The organism is Paenibacillus sp. FSL H7-689 (assembly GCF_000517905.1).
Classification (GTDB): Bacteria; Bacillota; Bacilli; order Paenibacillales; family Paenibacillaceae; genus Paenibacillus; species Paenibacillus amylolyticus.
On the sequence record NZ_ASPU01000003.1, the window covers coordinates 146,668 to 165,650 of the forward strand.

General features: G+C 48.8%; 13 protein-coding genes. All 13 read right to left on the reverse strand.

Annotated features, from left to right (window positions below; genetic code table 11):
* Positions 1 to 36 precede the first annotated feature (36 nt).
* Complete coding sequence (locus tag C170_RS02290; protein ID WP_051446957.1) at positions 37 to 927, reverse strand: alpha/beta fold hydrolase; 891 nt, start codon at positions 925 to 927, stop codon at positions 37 to 39.
* A gap of 365 nt (positions 928 to 1,292) precedes the next feature.
* Positions 1,293 to 3,584, reverse strand: a complete 2,292-nt coding sequence (locus C170_RS02295; protein WP_036606061.1) for a beta-glucosidase family protein — start codon at positions 3,582 to 3,584, stop codon at positions 1,293 to 1,295.
* A gap of 217 nt (positions 3,585 to 3,801) precedes the next feature.
* Entirely contained in the window at positions 3,802 to 4,407 is a 606-nt protein-coding gene (locus C170_RS02300; RefSeq protein ID WP_036606094.1) for an alpha/beta hydrolase, read from the reverse strand.
* A 14-nt stretch (positions 4,408 to 4,421) separates the two neighbouring features.
* Positions 4,422 to 5,372 (reverse strand): ring-cleaving dioxygenase, encoded by a 951-nt coding sequence (locus C170_RS02305; protein ID WP_036606062.1) that lies wholly within the window; start codon positions 5,370 to 5,372, stop codon positions 4,422 to 4,424.
* Between the two features lie 254 nt (positions 5,373 to 5,626).
* Entirely contained in the window at positions 5,627 to 6,709 is a 1,083-nt protein-coding gene (locus C170_RS02310; RefSeq protein ID WP_036606063.1) for a hemolysin family protein, read from the reverse strand.
* 283 nt (positions 6,710 to 6,992) lie between these two features.
* Positions 6,993 to 8,330: a hemolysin family protein gene (locus tag C170_RS02315; protein WP_036606064.1), complete on the reverse strand. Its 1,338-nt coding sequence runs from the start codon at positions 8,328 to 8,330 to the stop codon at positions 6,993 to 6,995.
* Positions 8,331 to 9,048: 718 nt separating this feature from the next.
* A complete protein-coding gene (gene purD / locus C170_RS02320; RefSeq protein WP_036606065.1) occupies positions 9,049 to 10,314 on the reverse strand; it encodes a phosphoribosylamine--glycine ligase in 1,266 nt (421 codons plus the stop codon).
* A 128-nt stretch (positions 10,315 to 10,442) separates the two neighbouring features.
* Positions 10,443 to 11,990 (reverse strand): bifunctional phosphoribosylaminoimidazolecarboxamide formyltransferase/IMP cyclohydrolase, encoded by a 1,548-nt coding sequence (gene purH / locus C170_RS02325; RefSeq protein WP_036606066.1) that lies wholly within the window; start codon positions 11,988 to 11,990, stop codon positions 10,443 to 10,445.
* Between the two features lie 293 nt (positions 11,991 to 12,283).
* Entirely contained in the window at positions 12,284 to 12,901 is a 618-nt protein-coding gene (gene purN, locus C170_RS02330) for a phosphoribosylglycinamide formyltransferase (RefSeq protein ID WP_036606067.1), read from the reverse strand.
* The gene (purM, locus tag C170_RS02335; RefSeq protein ID WP_036606068.1) at positions 12,901 to 13,941 is read right to left on the reverse strand and encodes a phosphoribosylformylglycinamidine cyclo-ligase; all 1,041 of its coding nucleotides are present in this window, start codon (positions 13,939 to 13,941) and stop codon (positions 12,901 to 12,903) included. The genes purN and purM overlap by 1 nt, the downstream gene beginning before the upstream one ends.
* A 664-nt stretch (positions 13,942 to 14,605) precedes the next feature.
* Positions 14,606 to 16,084 (reverse strand): amidophosphoribosyltransferase, encoded by a 1,479-nt coding sequence (gene purF, locus C170_RS02340; protein ID WP_036606069.1) that lies wholly within the window; start codon positions 16,082 to 16,084, stop codon positions 14,606 to 14,608.
* Positions 16,069 to 18,312, reverse strand: a complete 2,244-nt coding sequence (purL, locus tag C170_RS02345) for a phosphoribosylformylglycinamidine synthase subunit PurL (RefSeq protein ID WP_036606070.1) — start codon at positions 18,310 to 18,312, stop codon at positions 16,069 to 16,071. Before purL ends, purF begins: the two co-directional genes overlap by 16 nt.
* Positions 18,290 to 18,979: a phosphoribosylformylglycinamidine synthase subunit PurQ gene (purQ, locus tag C170_RS02350; RefSeq protein WP_036606071.1), complete on the reverse strand. Its 690-nt coding sequence runs from the start codon at positions 18,977 to 18,979 to the stop codon at positions 18,290 to 18,292. Before purQ ends, purL begins: the two co-directional genes overlap by 23 nt.
* Between the last annotated feature and the right edge of the window lie 4 nt (positions 18,980 to 18,983).

Genomic DNA, 18,983 nt, shown 5'->3' on the forward strand with positions numbered 1-18,983 from the left:
CTAGCAATGTCGCGCACTGCTTTTCTTTGTATTGTATCACTTTTGTTCTGTTCTTGCGCCTGAGCTCTCATCATTTATCATTCGTAAAATCTCATCAATAATGACCTGAGGGTCTGTATACATAACCATATGTCCCGATTGATCGGCCCCAATCCATCTCGCATTGGATAGCTGGCTCACCGTCTGGCGATGCGCCGTGATGAGGGCAGGTCTGATTTTCCCCTCTCCCTTGCCGGGGTTCGTACCCGAGATCACGCTAACTTCCAGATTACCCAGAGCCGGAGGATGTTCCAGGAGCCCTGCCATGTCATCCAGAAACGTTTTGCCTTCTGCAAGCATCGTGCTGGCTGCCCGTACAGTGAAATCCTCCTTGAGGTGATCCGCTGCCACATCGTCAGGCTGAACACTTCCAGCTTTGCTGCCAAGCATCTTATATAAGCCAGTCCGCGCCATGATTGGAATAATGAAACCATTGATGGCAAAGCTCTTTTTAGTAAGCTTGGAAAAATACATTTCGCAATGCTCGTCTGATGGATCTACCAGAATAATGCCACGTAATCGAGATAGATGTGCAGCTGCCGCAGCCCGTACAATCGGACCGCCCCAGCTATGTCCAACCAGAATGAATGGGCCCGGGCCCAGAGCTGTCAGCAGTTCTCCAAGATCCCCTGCAATGCGTTCAAGGCTGCGGGGAGCTGAGTCGACATCACTTCGTCCCGCCCCTGCCCTGTCATACACAACTGCACGTGCATGCTCAGCAATGGCTGGTGCAACCAGTCCCCAGTTTGATCTGGAGGCGCCCATACCGGACTCAAATACAACCGTCAGCTCTCCTGTTCCCCTGGACATATAATGTAGTTTGCGACCATCACGGGTCCGAACAAACGCACTTGAACCAAATGTATGTAAGCTAGGGTTAGGATTCATATTCCCCTCCTGATTACGTGCATAATCATCTATCACCGAATCTAATTGAAAATGATTATCAATTACTTCATTATAGATTAATCCATCCTTTACGACAACCATGTTGCTTCAGCAAGTTAGAGCAGTCCTGTCACCTCTGTCACGTTGCTAGAGTCATCCTCCATCCCACCGTCCCGTTAACCCTCCTTTTTCCTTATGCAAAAAGAAAACCCGATCCATGATCGGATCGGGTAACTGTCCTAGCCACTATGCGGCTGGCCCTCATGCACATTCTTATGGCTTCGTGCGCAGTTCCTGCACGTATCGCATAATCGTAATCGCTTAATCCAAGGATGGACGAATACTCGGTTTAAGAGCACAGCCCCTTATCCCCTAATACCATGATCCTTGTTGTTCAGCTGCTCCAGAAGTTCATTCATCGCTTCTTCCGTCATGGCCCCACCGCTAAACGCAACCAGTGCTCGCAGCGGCATATATTTCATCATCGCATCCATCATATCTGCATGATCCCCGGCATCATCACCGCCGAACCCACTGGCTTCCTGGAATTGTTGCAAAGCCTGGTCCAGTAGCTGTTTATGGGCCGGATCACGCTGGATATCACCCAATGTACTATTACGCGTATAGGTTGGAAGGAATGTCGCTGTAGACTCTACATTCACACGTGTGTGCACATGAATGTCCCGTGAGGAACTGCCTACTTGAATCTCGAACTCTCCGGTCTCCACATGCCAGTCCTTCATATCTACGTTGTAATAGGCGAATGAACGTTTGTTTAGTGTGAAGCTCACCACTTTGGACTCTCCAGGTTCAAGGGCCACCTTCGCAAATCCTTTCAATTCTCTTACAGGACGAATAACTGTGCTCTCTACATCGCTGACATACAACTGTACAATCTCCTTGCCTGCTCTGTCACCGGTATTGGTGACCCTTACTTGCACATTCACCTCATCCTGATCGGTCAATTCTGTGCGATCTACCTTCAGGTCAGCATATTCAAATGTCGTATAACTTAGTCCATAACCGAACGGAAACAGTGGCTCCAGCTCTTTTTTATCATAATAGCGGTAACCAACAAAGATACCTTCCCGGTAATCAACTCGATCCCCTTCACCCGGGAAATTCAGATAAGATGGATTATGGCTGAGTTTGGCAGGGAATGTCTCTGCCAGTTTACCGGACGGATTCACCTCTCCATACAACAGATCAGCTATCGCTCCACCAACGGCCTGTCCACCAAGATAAGCTTCAAGCACCGCTTGCACCTGCGGCAACCAAGGCATCTCCACTGGAGATCCGTTGCTCAGCACCACAACCACACGTGATTGTACTTTTGCAATCTCTTCAATCAGACGAATATGATTGTCAGGCAGACGCAAATGAGCACGATCATACCCTTCGGATTCATAACGATCCGGCAATCCAACAAACACAACAGCGGTATCCGCTGACTGTGCTGCCTGAACAGCCTCATGCATTAACGTCTCATCCACATCATCCGCTTCAATCCGATAACCTGGGGCATACGAGAAGGTTACACTTTCGCCAGCCACCTGTGTCATCTCTTCCACCATATCATCCACTTTGGTCGGATTAATGTGGGAACTTCCCCCGCCCTGGAAGCGAGGTTTACGCGCAAATGCCCCGATTATCGCCACATCGCCTTCACGCCCAAGCGGCAGGATACCTTCTTCATTTTTCAGCAAAACCATACTCTCGGCTGCCACCTTACGCGCAAGTTGGTGATGCTCATCCTTGTTATATGTAGCCCCATCTTGCTTTTGATCAACGGCATTAAAGATCAGCGTAAGCAGACGCTCCACCGCCCGATCCAGCTTGTCCAGCGGCAGTTGTCCGCTTTCTACGGCATCGATCACTTTACGCTCACCGATTCCACCGCTTGTTGGCATCTCCAGTTCCAGTCCTGCTGCAAGAGCGTCTGCACGTTCATTGACCGCACCCCAGTCTGATACCACAAGACCTTCGTGACCCCATTCGTCTTTCAGGATATCCGTAAGCAACCATTCATTCTCACCTGCATACGTACCGTTCACCTTATTGTAAGAACACATCACCGTCCACGGCTGTCCATCCTTCACTGCACCTTCGAAGCTCGCCAGATAAATCTCACGCAGCGTCCGTTCATCCACCACCGCATCAATCGACATACGCCGTTCTTCCTGATTATTAACTGCAAAGTGTTTGAGAGACGTACCCACACCTTGGCTCTGCACACCCTGAATATGACCGGTAGCCATCTGCGTAGATAACAACGGATCTTCGGAAAAGTATTCAAAATTACGTCCGCCCAGCGGGGATCGTTTAATATTTACACCCGGTCCAAGCAGTACCGCTACATCCTCGGCCTGACATTCCTCACCCAAAGCCACCCCGACCTGACGCGCCAGCTCCTTGTCCCATGAACTAGCCAATCCTGCCGCAGAAGGGAAACAGGTTGCAGGCACGCTCGACGTCAGTCCTAGATGATCTGCACTCCCATCCTGCTTGCGCAGCCCATGAGGTCCGTCCGTCACCATGATGGATGGAATGCCAAGACGCTCCACCCCTTTCAGATGCCAAAAGTCCAGTCCCGAGCACATACCCGCTTTTTCTTCCAGTGTCATCTGCTGTACCAGTTCCTTAATGTTACGTTCCACATTAACCCCTCCAGTTCATGATGTTGATACATAGCTATATCACTAAGCATACAAGGTTATCTACCACACATTCAAATGTTTACCCGGTTAGTAACGGTTACATAACACCAGTCAATCATTTCCTCTTCCTGACGATGATCAAAATAAAAAGGAAAAACAGCCCGATCTTCACGATCAGGCTGTTTCTATATGTTTCATAACCGTCTATCCACCCAATTTACGCCTGAGTCTTAAACCAAGCTGCCGCTGCTTCTGCCTCGGTACGAGTTAACTGATGACCTTGACGCTCCCAATGCGTGTTTACATCGGCACCTGCACCGCTCAGTAGCGAAGCAAGTTCCTCCGTTTCACGTCTTGGTACAATCGGATCGTTCTCGCCCGCACCAATGAACACAGGCAGACCTTTCAGATCCGGAAGTTCGAGTCCGCGCAGCGGTACCATCGGGTGATGCAGAATTGCACCTTTGAATACATCTGCTTGATGGAAGATCAGGCTGGCCGCAATGTTGGCACCGTTAGAGTAACCCAGTGCATACACGTTGGACCGATCAAAATCGTATTCCACCGCAGCTGCATCTACAAAAGATCCCAGCTCTGCCGTACGAGCAATCAGATCTTCTTCATCAAAAATGCCTTCGGCTAGACGGCGGAAGAAACGTGGCATCCCGTTTTCCGATACATTACCCCGCACCCCAAGTATGCCAGCTCCTGGTGCGATCATCTCCGCCAGACCCACCAGATCGTTCTCGGTTCCGCCTGTGCCGTGAAGCAACAGGATTGTTGGCGCATCCGGCTGAGCACCTGCTTTATAGATATGTTTCATTGTATTGGTTGTGGTCATGATTTGGACTCTCCTTTCCATTCACGTACTTCAATTCGTGGCAACAATTGTTCAATCTGCTCACGCTGTGGTTCATACCATTCAGGCAACATCAGTTTCTCACCCATGCTCTCTGCTGGTTCATCCCGTGCAAATCCCGGAGGATCCGTAGCCAGTTCGAACAGTATACCACCCGGCTCCCGGAAATACACAGCGTTGAAGTATTGACGGTCAATGACTGGCGTTGGATGATATCCGGATTGTTCAAGATCCTGCTGAATTTGTTCATGTTCCACGTAATCTTTGGCACGCCATGCAATATGGTGAACCGTTCCGGCTCCACCAATCCCGCGTTGGATACCTGTGGACTGAATATCGATGATCTGACCAATATCGCCGCTTGCCTGAAGACGAAGGAGTCCGTTCTCTTCACCGACTTGCTCCAGACCCAGTTTGCTCACCAAGACGTCCATGGTTTTCTCAGGAACTTGGCTGAACAATACGGCTCCGCCAAATCCTTTGATGGCATGCTCCGGTGTCACACCGTTGAAACTCCAGTTGCTTGGCTGACCGCCTTCACGCTCAACCAGTTCAAGCAGCAGACCTCCTTTGTCGAAGAAACGAATGTACTGCTCACCAAATCTGGTTTTATTTTCATATGGAATATCGAAGGAAGCAAGACGTTCTTTCCAGAAAGGCAGGCTTCCTACAGGAACCGCATATACGGTAACTCCAGTCTGACCTGACCCAATGACACCTCTTCTTGAATTCTGCTGTGGGAAAAAGGTAATGATTGTGCCCGGTGCACCCTGCTCATTCCCGTAATACAAGTGATACACGTCCGGTGCATCAAAGTTTATTGTTTTTTTCACCAGTCTGAGCGCCAACACAGCTGCATAAAAATCAACGTTTTTCTGCGCATCGTCAACAAAAGCTGTAATATGATGAATTCCTGAAGTTCTGAACATAATCTCCACTCCCTTGGTTTTAGTTGTATCATAGGTTGTTTTTGCTTCTTTTATTTATTGGTTTCTGTTATTTATCTTTAAGTTAAGATTCTTTAAATTTATATTAATCCATTGGACCACATTATGCAAGCTTTTATTTTAAAATTAAGATTTAATACAAAAAGCAGGCCCCGATCACTCCGGGAACCTGCTTAGCGTTATAACGATTGATTAGCTTGTTTCGTATTCCTGTATTACTTTTGTATTAATGCTTCTTAAACCAGTTTCATTCTTTTTGGTGGATTCACCAAATCTTTATGCTCGTATTCATCCTTGATATCTCCGACAATCTCTTCAAGGATATCCTCCATCGTAACCATACCTACCGTAGCACCTGCCTCGTTTTTCACGGTTGCAATGTGTACACGGCTTTGCTGCATCTGGATCAGTACATCCTTGATTGGAGAACGCTCGGAGAAACTCGGTGTATTGTGAACAAATGTCTCCATATTGAAGTCTCTGCCTGCTGCTACACTCGTCAGCATTTCTTTCGTGTTAATGAAGCCAACAAAATGAGCCTGATCCCCATTCGCAATAACAGGGTATCTCGTGTATTCGTGTCGATTCAGCGTCTCAATGATCTGATCAATCGGCATTTCCTTATTCAGAGTAACAATTTTATCTCTTGGAATCATAATCTCCTGAAGCAGACGCTCATCAAAAGCAAAAATGTTTTTGAGATAGTCCAGCTCCGTCTGGTTGATCTCGCCACTCTCGTAGCTCTGTGCCATAATCAGCTTCAGCTCTTCTTCGGAGTGAACGGTATCATGCCCGGCAGGTTTTACACCAAATATGCCAAGCAACAGACGAGCAGCTCCATTTAGCGCGTAGATGAATGGATTCATGATTTTACCGAACCAATACAGTGGTGGTGCCAGCAACAGCGTCATTCTCTCTGCAAACTGAATCGCCAGGGTTTTCGGTGCCAATTCACCAATAACCACGTGCAGGAACGTAATGATCGCCAGAGCAATACCATAGGAAAGCACGGTAGACAATGCCGCTGGTACTTCCATTCGCTCAAAGAGCGGATGCAGCATTTTCTCAACAGTAGGTTCACCCAAGGCTCCCAATACCAGCGCCGTGATGGTGATCCCCAATTGACATGCCGACAGATAATAATCCAGGTTGTGCGCCACTTTTTTGGCCAGTACTGCCTTTTTGTTGCCTTCCGAGATCAATTGATCGATTCGGGACATCCGTACTTTAAGAATTGCAAATTCGGCTCCAACGAAAAAGGCTGTCAGACCTATAAATACGGCTACTAAAAATAAATTCAAGGCTATTATTCCGTCCAATGATTTCCCTCGGGTTGAGGGATTCACCTCCATTAAATTTTAAAATAAGGTTGCACGAGTGACGTTCCGATGACGGCTCGTTCTTCCGATCGCCATTGCCTCCAAATTTTCCTGATTATTGTTTTCAAAGGTTTAAAATTGGTTTGCAAACGCGAACGCTACGCTTCTTCAGGATCGATTCCGTCCCCTACACTGCTACGTTGCCAAAACGTTCTAAATTCTGAGGGCAGTAGCCAAATAGGCAGTCAAACCCTAGATTACAGTCAGATCGAACCAACCAAGATTACGCCAGATCGCTAGTAGCTTCCTCAACCTGTGCGCCGCTCACTCGTTCCAGAAGAACTTGTTTGATGTGATAGTTTTCGGTATCCACAACGGTCCAGACATAATCGCCGTGTTCTACCGTGTCTCCTTTTTCCACACCTACACCCTTCTGGTATTGAATCCATCCAGCAACGGTATCCATCTCTTCATTACCTTCAAAGCTAAGCCCGAACTGCCGCTCCACTTCATCTAAAAGTACCCGACCATTAATGAGATATTGATTCTCTCCGGTCTCCTGAATATCGGCCACCTCATCGGCATCGAATTCATCGCGAATCTCACCGACAAGTTCCTCCAGAATATCCTCCATCGTAATGATACCCGAGGTACCCCCATATTCATCCACGACCACGGCCATGTGTACACGTTCCTGCTGCATTTTAATCATTGCATCCTGGATACTTGTAACTTCGGAAACAAATGGGATCTCACGAACGAACTCGCTTAGTTGATACGATCTTGCGGCTACCATGTCAGGCAAAATCTTTTTCACATTCACAACGCCGATAATGCGGTCCTTGTCCCCATCCTCGATGACAGGGTAACGTGAGTAGTTATGTTCATCCAATATAGGAATAATATCGTCATAGGTCATATCCTGATCTAATGTCACCAGTTCTGTACGAGGTACCATGATGTCTTTGGCATCACGTTCATCGAACACAAATACATTTTCCAGATATGAAAGCTTGGTCTTGTTGTTCTCGTCACCTTCATAACTCTGGTTCATGATGATTTTGATCTCATCCTCCGAGTAGGCTTGATCATGTTTGGCAGGCTTCACACCGAATCCTCGCAGAAGAACACGTGATGTTCCATTAAGCGCCCAGATGAACGGATACATGATTTTACCAAACCAGTATAGCGATGGGGCGAGCATTAATGTCAGTTTTTCTGAAAATTGAATCGCCAACGTTTTCGGTGCCATCTCACCAACAACCACGTGCAAGAACGTGACGAGGATAAAGGCGATCGCATAGGAAGCAATCGACGAGATTGAAGCAGGTACATCTAAATAATTGAATACCGGATATAACAATCTCTCAACCGTCGGTTTTCCGAGCGCTCCCAGTCCCAGAGCAGTGACCGTAATACCGAGCTGACAGGCTGACAGATAATAATCCAGGTCCGAGACAACTTTTTTGGCGAGTACAGCCTTTTTATTGCCCTCCGCGACCAGTTGATCCACTCTTGATGTACGAATTTTGACTACAGCGAACTCCGATGCTACGAAAAATGCAGTCAATGCAATCAAGATAATAAGTAAAGCGATATTCAATATGGTAATTATGTCCAATGATTTCCCCGGTTCTCAGGGATTCACCTCCAGAGATAGTTACAGCGTGATCCGTTAACTGTGTTAACCATTCATCAACTGTTAGTCTTTCAACACGACGTCTGCCTTATATAAAATTGATTTCAATGATATCTTTTGTATAAGTCTTACGTTTGACCTTGTAAAATTACAAAACAGGAATTCAAGATGAAGTCAATGACTTGCAGAAACTTCTTCATTCAAATCGGGTTACCCCTCATGCTGTCAATTGTTCCTCGCTTAACTCCACCTAGATTCGCCATTTGGACAATTTACAATATCGCCTACCCAATAGATATCCACCTCCCCTCGTACTCATTCCTGTTTCCGAAAAGTATACCATGTTTCCCGCTCAACCATCCAGTTGCACGTTATGGTTTGCCACAAGCTTACAGTTTAATGTTCTCAAATTAGTCTCTATGTATGTTACGTACTTTATATAATATGATTGATATTACTCATAATGTGATATTGTTCACATGTTTAGTATAGTTCAATTTATAAAAATACTACCCCTTACTTTAGGGCATTAAACATGCCGGATCTCCCTGATTTAATCCCGTTTTGAATCTTCCCCATATTCTTTCCCGTATAAAACAAGTCCGGCCTTATGCACAAGATACATCTATATACGTATCAAAGAGCCCGCAAGATGCAAATACCTTTCCGGTATACATCTTTACGGGCTCTTATATTCATTCTATACGAGTGCTTTGGCAGCAATATCCGTTCGCTGATGTTTACCATCAAAGTGGATACGCTCCGCCTGTCCATAAGCTTTGTTTCTAGCTTCGGCAATATCCGCACCAAGGCCAACTACACCCAGGATCCGTCCACCATTCGTAACCCAGTCTCCCGCTTCACTACGCGCTGTACCTGCGTGGAATACCACGGCGTCATCTACTTGGTTCAGTCCTTCAATGACTACACCTTTGGCATAAGGACCCGGATAACCTCCTGAAGCAAGCACCACACATACTGCGGCTTCATCACTCCATTCAATCTCAATATCAGCCAGCTTGCCATGGACGGTTGCCCAGAAGATATCGAACAAGTCACTTTTTAGGCGTGGCAATACAACCTGTGTTTCCGGATCACCAAAACGTGCGTTGAACTCAATCGTTTTGGGCTTACCATCTGGTGAAATCATCAGCCCGGCAAACAATACACCCTGGAATGGGCGTCCCTCGGATACCATCGCTTTAGCCGTTGGTTTGATGATCGTCTCCACGGCTTCTTCAATAATCGATGCTGGGATATGTGGCAATGGTGAGTATGTACCCATACCGCCTGTGTTTGGCCCCTGATCATTGTCGAATACAGGTTTGTGATCCTGTGCTGCGGCCATCGGACGAACCGTCTCCCCATCAACAAAAGCCAGAATGGACATTTCCTGCCCTGCGAGGAATTCCTCAATGATCACTTTGGCTCCTGCTTCACCAAATACTTTGTCCACCATGATACTGCGAAGTGCCTGATCAGCCTCATCACGCGAATAAGCTACCGTCACACCTTTGCCCGCTGCCAGTCCATCTGCCTTGATGACAACCGGAATTGCTTGCTCATTCAGGTATGCTTGAGCTTGTTCGTAATTGTCGAATTTCTCATAGGCTGCGGTTGGAATGTTGTATTTGTGCAGCAGGTCCTTCATGAACGTTTTACTTCCTTCGATCTCTGCTGCATTACGACGAGGTCCGAATACCGGAATACCTGTCGAATCAAATGCATCCACGATCCCATCTGCAAGCGGATCATCCGGACCAATAACCACCAGACCTACTTTAAGCTCTACAGCAAGAGCCGTTAGTTTATCAAATTCATTCACCGCAATGGCATGACACTCAGCCAGTTGAGCAATGCCTGCATTTCCCGGTGCACAGTGAATCTTGTCTACCTTTGGGCTCTTCGCCAGTGCCCAGATGATTGCATGTTCCCGGCCACCGCCGCCTACTACCAGAATATCCATTCGCTCTGTTCCCCTCCGTGCATAACTGAATTTGTTACGCTATTGCGTGTTAAAAAAACTAAAAAATAGGGGGTGTACCATAAGTCATTAGCATGACAGGCGACACCCCTTATTAAACCTTTTTCGTTCTAGTGTTTGAAGTGACGAACGCCTGTGAAGACCATGGCAATTCCGTATTCATTCGCTACTTTGATGGATTCTTCATCTTTGATCGAACCACCCGGTTGAATTACCGCTGTAATTCCGGCTTTTGCTGCCAGTTCCAGCGTATCACCCATTGGGAAGAACGCATCAGATGCCAGAATAGCCCCTTTTGCTTGCTCGCCCGCTTGTTCAATCGCAATTTTGGCTGCACCCACACGATTCATTTGTCCAGCGCCCACACCCACTGTCATGTCATTCGCAGCAAGCACAATCGCGTTGGATTTCACGTGTTTAACTACTTTCCAGCCAAACAATAGCTGTTTCAGTTCTTCTTCCGATGGCGCACGATCGGTTACCACGTTCAGCTCGCTCGCTTCGATGGAGTGTACATCGGACTGTTGCACGATCATACCACCGTCGATGGACGTTACCACGAACTGGCTCTCCCGTTTACGAGCAGCATTCAGTTCACCCGTTTTCAGCAAACGAATGTTTTTCTTCTTCGTCAGGATATCGAGAGCTTCTTGCGTAAAGTCAGGAGCAAGTACGATCTCCAGGAAAATCTCGCTTAATTTGCCTGCTGTGTCGCTGTCGATAATACGGTTTGCTGCCACAATGCCACCAAATATAGATGTTGGATCTGCAGCATATGCTTTGCCGTAAGCTTCATAGATACTTGCGCCAATACCTACGCCACATGGGTTCATATGTTTAACCGCCACAACGGCCGGTTCTTCAAATTCTTTGACAATCTGCAATGCTGCGTTCGCATCGTTGATATTATTGTAAGACAACTCTTTGCCATGCAATTGCTCGGCTGTTGTCAACGTATCTTGTGCAGCCAGCGGTTTGCGGTAGAATGCCGCCTGCTGGTGTGGATTTTCGCCGTAACGCAAATCCTGGAGTTTTTCGTAAGTAACCGTTAGACGCTCTGGCAGTGGATCGCCATTTACGTTGGACAGGTAGTCGGAGATGAGTGCATCGTAAGCCGCCGTATGACGGAACACTTTTGCCGCAAGCCGTTTGCGAGTTTCGAGAGTGGTATCTCCATCGTTGCGCACTTCCTCCAGCACTTGGCTGTAATCAGATGCGTCTACAACGACACTGACAAAGGCATGGTTTTTGGCTGCCGAGCGAAGCATCGTTGGACCGCCAATATCGATGTTCTCGATGGCATCTTCGTATGCTACGTCCGGTTTCGCAATAGTCTCTTGGAATGGATACAGGTTCACGACAACCAGATCGATATAGCCGAGACCGAGTTCTTCCATCTGGCGTGTGTGCTCTTCGTTATCACGCACAGCCAACAACCCACTATGAACTGCCGGATGCAATGTTTTGACACGTCCGTCCATGATTTCCGGAAATCCGGTCACATCCGAAATTCCGATGACAGGTACGCCTTCCTTCGACAACAGGCTACTTGTACCTCCTGTCGAAATAATCTCCACACCCATTTGCGACAGCTCGCGGCAAAAGTCCACGATGCCCGTTTTATCCGATACGCTAACCAGCGCTCTTTTGATACTCACAATATGCTCCTCCTTTAATGTCCCATGGCTTCGCGTTTCCTGACGAAACACAGCCGATTTATTTCCCGAGAAATATCACAAAATGCGTACCAATATTCGACTTCTGTTATAGAAGTTGAACCAAGATGTTTACACGGGACACTCCGATGACAGAACAACCTTCCAATCGCTGTTATCCCCAGATTTTTTGATTCCCTTTTCTTAAAGGGAAAATCCGGTGATAAAGGCGAACGCTTCGCTTTTTCAGGTTTTTTCTGTCCTCTCCGTTAATGTGTAAAAAAATTCAACTTATATCAAACCGGTTTGTTAACAGTCACGTGACGTCCGTCTAACTGAACCAGACCTTGCGCGAACCAGGAAACAACTTCAGGGTATAACTGCTGTTCAGCCGCATGAATGGAACGGCTGATTGACTCAGGCGTATCCTCTGGCAAAATGGGAACCGGATGCTGGGCAATAATCGGTCCGGTATCCATGCCTCCGTCCACAAAGTGCACCGTCACGCCTGTAACTTTCACGCCATATTCGAGAGCCTGTCCAATCGCATCCTTACCTGCAAATGCTGGTAGCAAGGACGGATGAATATTAATCAACCGCCCTGCGTAACGATCCACCACAACGGAAGTCAGCAATCTCATATATCCGGCAAGAACGACCAGGTCGATCTTTTTGGATTCAAGCACTTCCACGATCTCTGACTCATAGGCTTCACGGGAAGCATAATTTTTCGGAGTAAACAGATGACATTCCACGCCTGCGTCCTGTGCCCGCTGCACAACACGTGCAGATGGTTTATCACACACGAGCAGATCAACGGATGCATTCAGCCCACCATTCCGTACTGCATCGACCAATGACTGAAAGTTAGTCCCTTCACCCGAGGCAAATACAGCTATGCGGTAGTTCGCCATTAAACATCCGCTCCCGTGAAGGTTACTCGCGCATCTCCTTCAGTAACACGGCCAATGATGTATGCTTCTTCACCAGAAGTTTTCAGTTGTTGCAGTGCTTCCGTTGCATCTGCTTCATTAACGACCAGTACAAGCCCAACACCCATGTTAAATGTGGTGAACATGTCACGGTTCGAGACAGCACCCTTTTCCTGTAACAGGTTGAAGATTGGCAGGATCGGCCAAGATCCGTAGTCAATATCCACGTTCACGTTGCTAGGCAACATACGTGGGATATTCTCGATGAAACCACCACCTGTAATGTGAGCCATGCCTTTTACTTTGACCTTTTCCAGCAGGGACAACAGGGGTTTAACATAGATCTTTGTAGGTTCCAGCAGGGAATCACCCAGCTTACCGCCCAGTTCCGCTACTTCATCATGCAGATCAAGACCCGCATCTTCCAACAAAAGTCTGCGTACCAGCGAGAATCCGTTACTATGCACACCGCTGGAAGCAAGTCCAATCACTGTGTCGCCAGGGGCGATGGTTGTACCATTGATGATCTTCGCTTTGTCCACGATCCCCACCGTGAATCCGGCAATATCGTATTCGCCTTCACTGTACATGCCCGGCATCTCCGCCGTCTCGCCACCGATCAGCGCACAACCTGATTGATGACAGCCTTCAGCGATACCCGCAACAATAGCTTCGATCTTTTCAGGAATGACTTTGTCACATGCCAGATAATCGAGGAAAAAGAGTGGTTCTGCACCCTGTACCACAATGTCGTTCACACACATCGCTACCGCGTCGATTCCGATGGTATCGTGACGGTCCATGGCAAATGCAATTTTCAGCTTGGTGCCTACGCCGTCTGTACCGGATACAAGCACAGGCTCATCGTATTTATCTTTGTTCAAACCGAACAGGGCACCGAATCCACCCAGATCCGTCATCACTTCCGGACGGAAGGTACGCTTCACGTGTTTTTTCATCCGTTCAACCGCTTCATTACCTGCCGCGATATCAACGCCGGCCTTTTTATATGCTTCGGACAAGTGGAATCATCTCCTTTTTTTTCGCCCCACCTAAATCCTCCCGCCCGGGAGGACCCCATAGGACCTTGGCAGGCCCTCTGGACACCCGCCAAAAAAGCGGTGCAGAGGTGGCTGGTATGATCTTGCTATGGTTGATTCGTTCGTGATCTCGCGATATTGTTCGCCGATTCCGTTGGCTGCAAGCCATCGGTCGGCGAACCCCGCTCAGCTACGCTGCGGGCAAGCCCGCTGGGCAGCTGCTTCGCTCGGCTGCCTGGCCCCTATTGCTTCGCAAGGCGGGGCTTAAGGGCTCGGGCTTGGCCCGGGGGCAGCTGCTTCACTCGGCTGCCTGGCCCCTATTGCTCCGCAAGGCGGGGCTTAAGGGCTCGGGCTTGGCCCGGGGGGCAGCTGCTTCGCTCGGCTGCCTAGCCTCTGTTGCTCCGCAAGGCGGGGCTTAAGGGCTCGGGCTAGGCCCGGGGGCAGCTGCTTCGCCTGGTTGCCTGAGCCCCTGTTGCTCCGCAAGGCGGGGCTAAGGGCTCGGGCTAGGCCCGGGGGCAGCTGCTTCGCCTGGCTGCCTGGCCCCTATTGCTCCGCAAGGCGGGGCTTAAGGGCGCGGGCTAGGCCCAGGGCAGCTGCTTCGCCTGGCTGCCTAGCCCCTGTTGCTCCGCAAGGCGGGGCTTAAGGGCTAACAGCTACAGCCGAATTTTTCCTCGCCGCCAAAGTCGAGGCGGGTTGGGTAATCATGATCAAAACATGCGAGACAAAGTCCGCCTTTAGGATCATCCTGATTATCTCCCTGAATCGATGCAATCAGTCCATCGGGACTGAGGAACTCCAGGGAGTCCGCATTAATTTCACGGCAAATTTCTTCCACCGACAACTGTGAAGCAATTAATTCACGGCTGTCAGGCGTATCAATACCGTAGAAACACGGGTTTTTAAACGGCGGTGATGTAATCCGTACATGTACTTCCGTTGCTCCTGCATCACGCAGCATGTTCACGATCCGTCGGGAAGTTGTTCCCCGTACGATGGAGTCGTCAATCATAACCACACGTTTGCCTTCCACGACACGACGCACAGCGCTCAGCTTCATCTTCACGCCCTGCTCCCGCAATTCTTGGCTTGGCTGGATAAACGTACGTCCGGTGTATTTATTCTTGATCATACCCATCTCATACGGAATACCTGTCTGTTCAGCATATCCAATGGCCGCCGAGATGCTGGAATCTGGTACCCCCGTAACCAAGTCCGCATCCACAAACGACTCAATCGCCATCCGGCTTCCCATCCGTTTACGGGCCGCATGCTGGTTCGTACCATTCATATCACTATCCGGACGAGCAAAATAAATATATTCCATCGCGCATAATGCCTTGCGGTGTTTGTGATGATCAAAGCGATCCTCGTGCAGACCATCTGCATCCAGCACAAGCAGTTCACCCGGTTCAATGTCACGGATTAACTCTGCGCCAATTGTTTCCAGTGCACACGTCTCGGATGCAAACAGATATGCATCTCCCAGCTTACCCATCGTCAGCGGACGAAGTCCGTGCGGATCGGAAGCCACGAGCAGTTTGTCATTGGTCATGATCAGAAATGCATAACCACCCACAATGCGCTGGAACGCCTCTTTTGCCGCTTCCACAAGCCCTTTGGAGGACCGTGCAATTAGATGCGCAATGACCTCAGTATCACTTGTTGTTTGGAAAATGGAACCGCTCTGCTCCAGCTCACGCCGGATCGTTGGTGCATTCACAATGTTCCCGTTGGTCGCTACCGCCAAATCGCCATCACGGTATTTAAATACCAATGGCTGTGCGTTTGTCAGTTTACTGTCACCACTCGTTGAATAACGGACATGTCCAATGGAAATATCCCCGGTCAGCGTCTGCATCAGGTCTTTGGTGAATACTTCCTTCACCAGACCCATGCCGCGATGATAGTTAAACTGGCTGCCATCACTCACACACATGCCTGCACTTTCTTCGCCCCGATGTTGCAGCGCATGCAGTCCATAATAGGAGAGCGAAGCTGCGTCAGGGTGTCTGAACACCCCGAACACGCCGCATTCTTCTTTCAATTTGTCGAGTCCTTCCTTGCCGGACCCTTCATTATAATAATCGCCTGTCCACAACGGTCCTGTCGTCAGTTCATGAGACATGGAATCGCATCCTCCCAGACCTGAGCCAAACCTCCTACAGGTTCGCTCACGGCTGATGTTCCGTTCAACTCAATCGTCAGGTTACTTCCTTCTACACGTCCAATCACAGCTACAGGTACACCGCGCTCACGTACAAATGCTTCAAGTTTACCCGCTTGCTCTGGCGTAGCCGACAACAAGATACGGGATTGGCTCTCACTGAACAGAGCGTGATCTGCACGCAGTGCAGTCTCCACATTCACCTGTGCTCCTACATTACCGCTGATACAAGACTCTGCGAGTGCTACAGCCAAGCCACCTTCAGACAAGTCATGTGCAGAGCGAACGAGTCCGGATTGAATAGCTTCCAGCACCGTGCTGAGCAACGCTTTTTCTGTTTGCAAGTTCAGTTCTGGTGGACGACCTTCCGTCTGACCATGAACCGCGTATTGCAGCTCGCTGCCACCTAGTTCAGCTTTTGTTTCGCCGAGGAGGATGATAACATCACCTTCGGATTTGAATGCTTGTGTCGTGATATGATCCGTATCATGAACGAGACCTACCATACCGACAACTGGCGTTGGATAGATGGAGCCTTTGGCGTTTTCGTTATACAGACTTACGTTACCACCGATGACCGGTGTATCCAGCACACGACAAGCTTCCGCCATACCGTCTACCGCTTTCTCCATTTGCCAGAAAATATCCGGTTTCTCCGGGTTACCGAAGTTCAGGTTGTCCGTAATCGCCAGCGGCTCAGCACCGGAACATACAATGTTACGCGCTGCTTCACTTACGGCAATCCGTCCACCAACTTCAGGATCAAGGTACACATAACGTCCATTACAGTCCGTTGTCATCGCGAGACCTTTGCGTGTGCCACGAATCGTAACTACGGCTGCATCCGAACCTGGGCGAACGGCAGTGCTTGTACGCACCATGTAGTCGTATTGATCATAAATCCATTTTTTACTTGCTACTGTTGGTGATGCCAGCACTTGTTTCAGTGCTCCGCCGAGATCCGACACTTCGTCATAACGAAGCGTGTCGATGGAAGCACTTTGCTCGTAGTAGGCAGGTACAGAAGAAGGTTTGTCATACACTGGACATTCGTCAACCAAAGCCGTTACCGGCATATCTCCGACCACTTCGCCGTGGTGGATCAATTTCAGACGACCATCATCCGTTACTTTACCAACTTTGGCACAGATTACGCCCCAACGTTCAAAGATTTCCATCGCCTGCGCCTCATCCTTCGGCTCAACGACGAACAACATGCGTTCCTGGGACTCAGACAACATCATCTCGTAAGGCGTCATGCCTTCTTCACGCTGTGGCACCTGATCCAGATACAGTTCCAGACCGTTACCCGCTTTACTTGCCATCTCTGCACTCGAACATGTCAGACCTGCAGCGCCCATATCCTGAATTCCGAGCACGATGCCCGAGTCGATCAATTCCAGACAAGATTCCATCACCAGTTTCTCCATAAATGGATCACCAACCTGAACCGCTGTCCGTTGGGACTCGGATTCTTCCGTCAGTTCAACCGATGCAAAGGTTGCTCCATGAATACCATCCCGGCCTGTTGGCGGGCCCACATAGTACACCGGGTTACCTACACCTTTAGCTACGCCGCGCTGAATCTTGTCATGATCAATCAGACCCACACACATGGCGTTAACCAGCGGATTGCCTTCATAGCTCTCATCAAACATCACTTCGCCACCAACGGTAGGAATACCGATACAGTTACCGTATCCAGCAATACCCGCTACCACATGTTCGAACAAATATTTAACGCGATCGCTCTCCAGCTTACCGAAACGAAGGGAGTTCAGTATTGCTACTGGTCTTGCACCCATGGAGAAAATATCACGAATAATGCCTCCCACACCTGTTGCCGCACCTTGATATGGCTCAACCGCGGAAGGATGGTTATGGCTTTCAATTTTGAATACAACGGCCTGGTTATCACCGATATCCACGATACCGGCACCTTCACCAGGTCCCATCAGGACACGTGGTCCAGTGGTTGGGAAACGGCGCAGCAATGGCTTGGAGTTTTTATAAGCACAATGCTCGGACCACATTACACTGAACACACCGATTTCCGTGTAGTTTGGCTTACGCCCCATGAACTCACAGATCAGCTCATACTCGCTGTCAGATACGCCCATTTGTGCGTAAAGTTTATGTTCTGCGACCTGTTCTGCTGTTGGTTCCTTAGCGGATAGCTGCTGCGTCATGCCGATCCCTCCATGCTTTCAAAATAGATGTAAACATACGTTTGCCGTCTTCCGAACCAAACAGTGAATCCACTGCACGCTCTGGATGCGGCATCATGCCGACCACGTTTCCAGCCTCGTTACATACTCCTGCAATATCACCCAAGGAACCGTTCGGGTTGGTACCATACGTAAATACGATCTGGTTGTTCGCTTGCAGACTCGCCAGCGTCTCCTCGTCGCAATAATAGTTGCCTTCACCGTGAGCAATCGGGATGATAATCTCCTCGCCGGGTGCATAGTCACGTGTAAATGGTGTATCTGCGTTCGCCACTTTCAATACCGTATCGTGACAACGGAATTTCAGGGAAGTGTTGCGGATCAATGCGCCTGGAAGCAATCCCGCTTCCGTCAGGATCTGGAATCCGTTGCAAATACCCAAAATATATTTACCTTGTTCAGCAGCTTTCGCTACCTCGTTCATTACCGGTGCAAAGCGGGAAATCGCTCCGCAACGCAAGTAGTCACCATAAGAGAAACCACCCGGAACTAAAATACAATCATAAGCCGAAAGATCTGTAGCCGTGTGCCATACATAATCAACCTCTTGTCCAATCGCATCTTCCACTGCCTTGTAACAGTCGATGTCGCAGTTGGAGCCAGGGAACACAAGAACTGCAAATTTCATGAGA

Excerpts from the sequence above, each read along its gene's own strand:
- C170_RS02290 (WP_051446957.1), bottom strand. The coding sequence starts at position 927 with ATGAATCCTAACCCTAGCTTACATACATTTGGTTCAAGTGCGTTTGTT.
- C170_RS02300 (WP_036606094.1), bottom strand. The coding sequence starts at position 4,407 with ATGAAACATATCTATAAAGCAGGTGCTCAGCCGGATGCGCCAACAATC.
- C170_RS02305 (WP_036606062.1), bottom strand. The coding sequence starts at position 5,372 with ATGTTCAGAACTTCAGGAATTCATCATATTACAGCTTTTGTTGACGAT.
- purD (WP_036606065.1), bottom strand. The coding sequence starts at position 10,314 with ATGGATATTCTGGTAGTAGGCGGCGGTGGCCGGGAACATGCAATCATC.
- purN (WP_036606067.1), bottom strand. The coding sequence starts at position 12,901 with ATGGCGAACTACCGCATAGCTGTATTTGCCTCGGGTGAAGGGACTAAC.
- purF (WP_036606069.1), bottom strand. The coding sequence starts at position 16,084 with ATGTCTCATGAACTGACGACAGGACCGTTGTGGACAGGCGATTATTAT.
- purL (WP_036606070.1), bottom strand. The coding sequence starts at position 18,312 with ATGACGCAGCAGCTATCCGCTAAGGAACCAACAGCAGAACAGGTCGCA.
- purQ (WP_036606071.1), bottom strand. The coding sequence starts at position 18,979 with ATGAAATTTGCAGTTCTTGTGTTCCCTGGCTCCAACTGCGACATCGAC.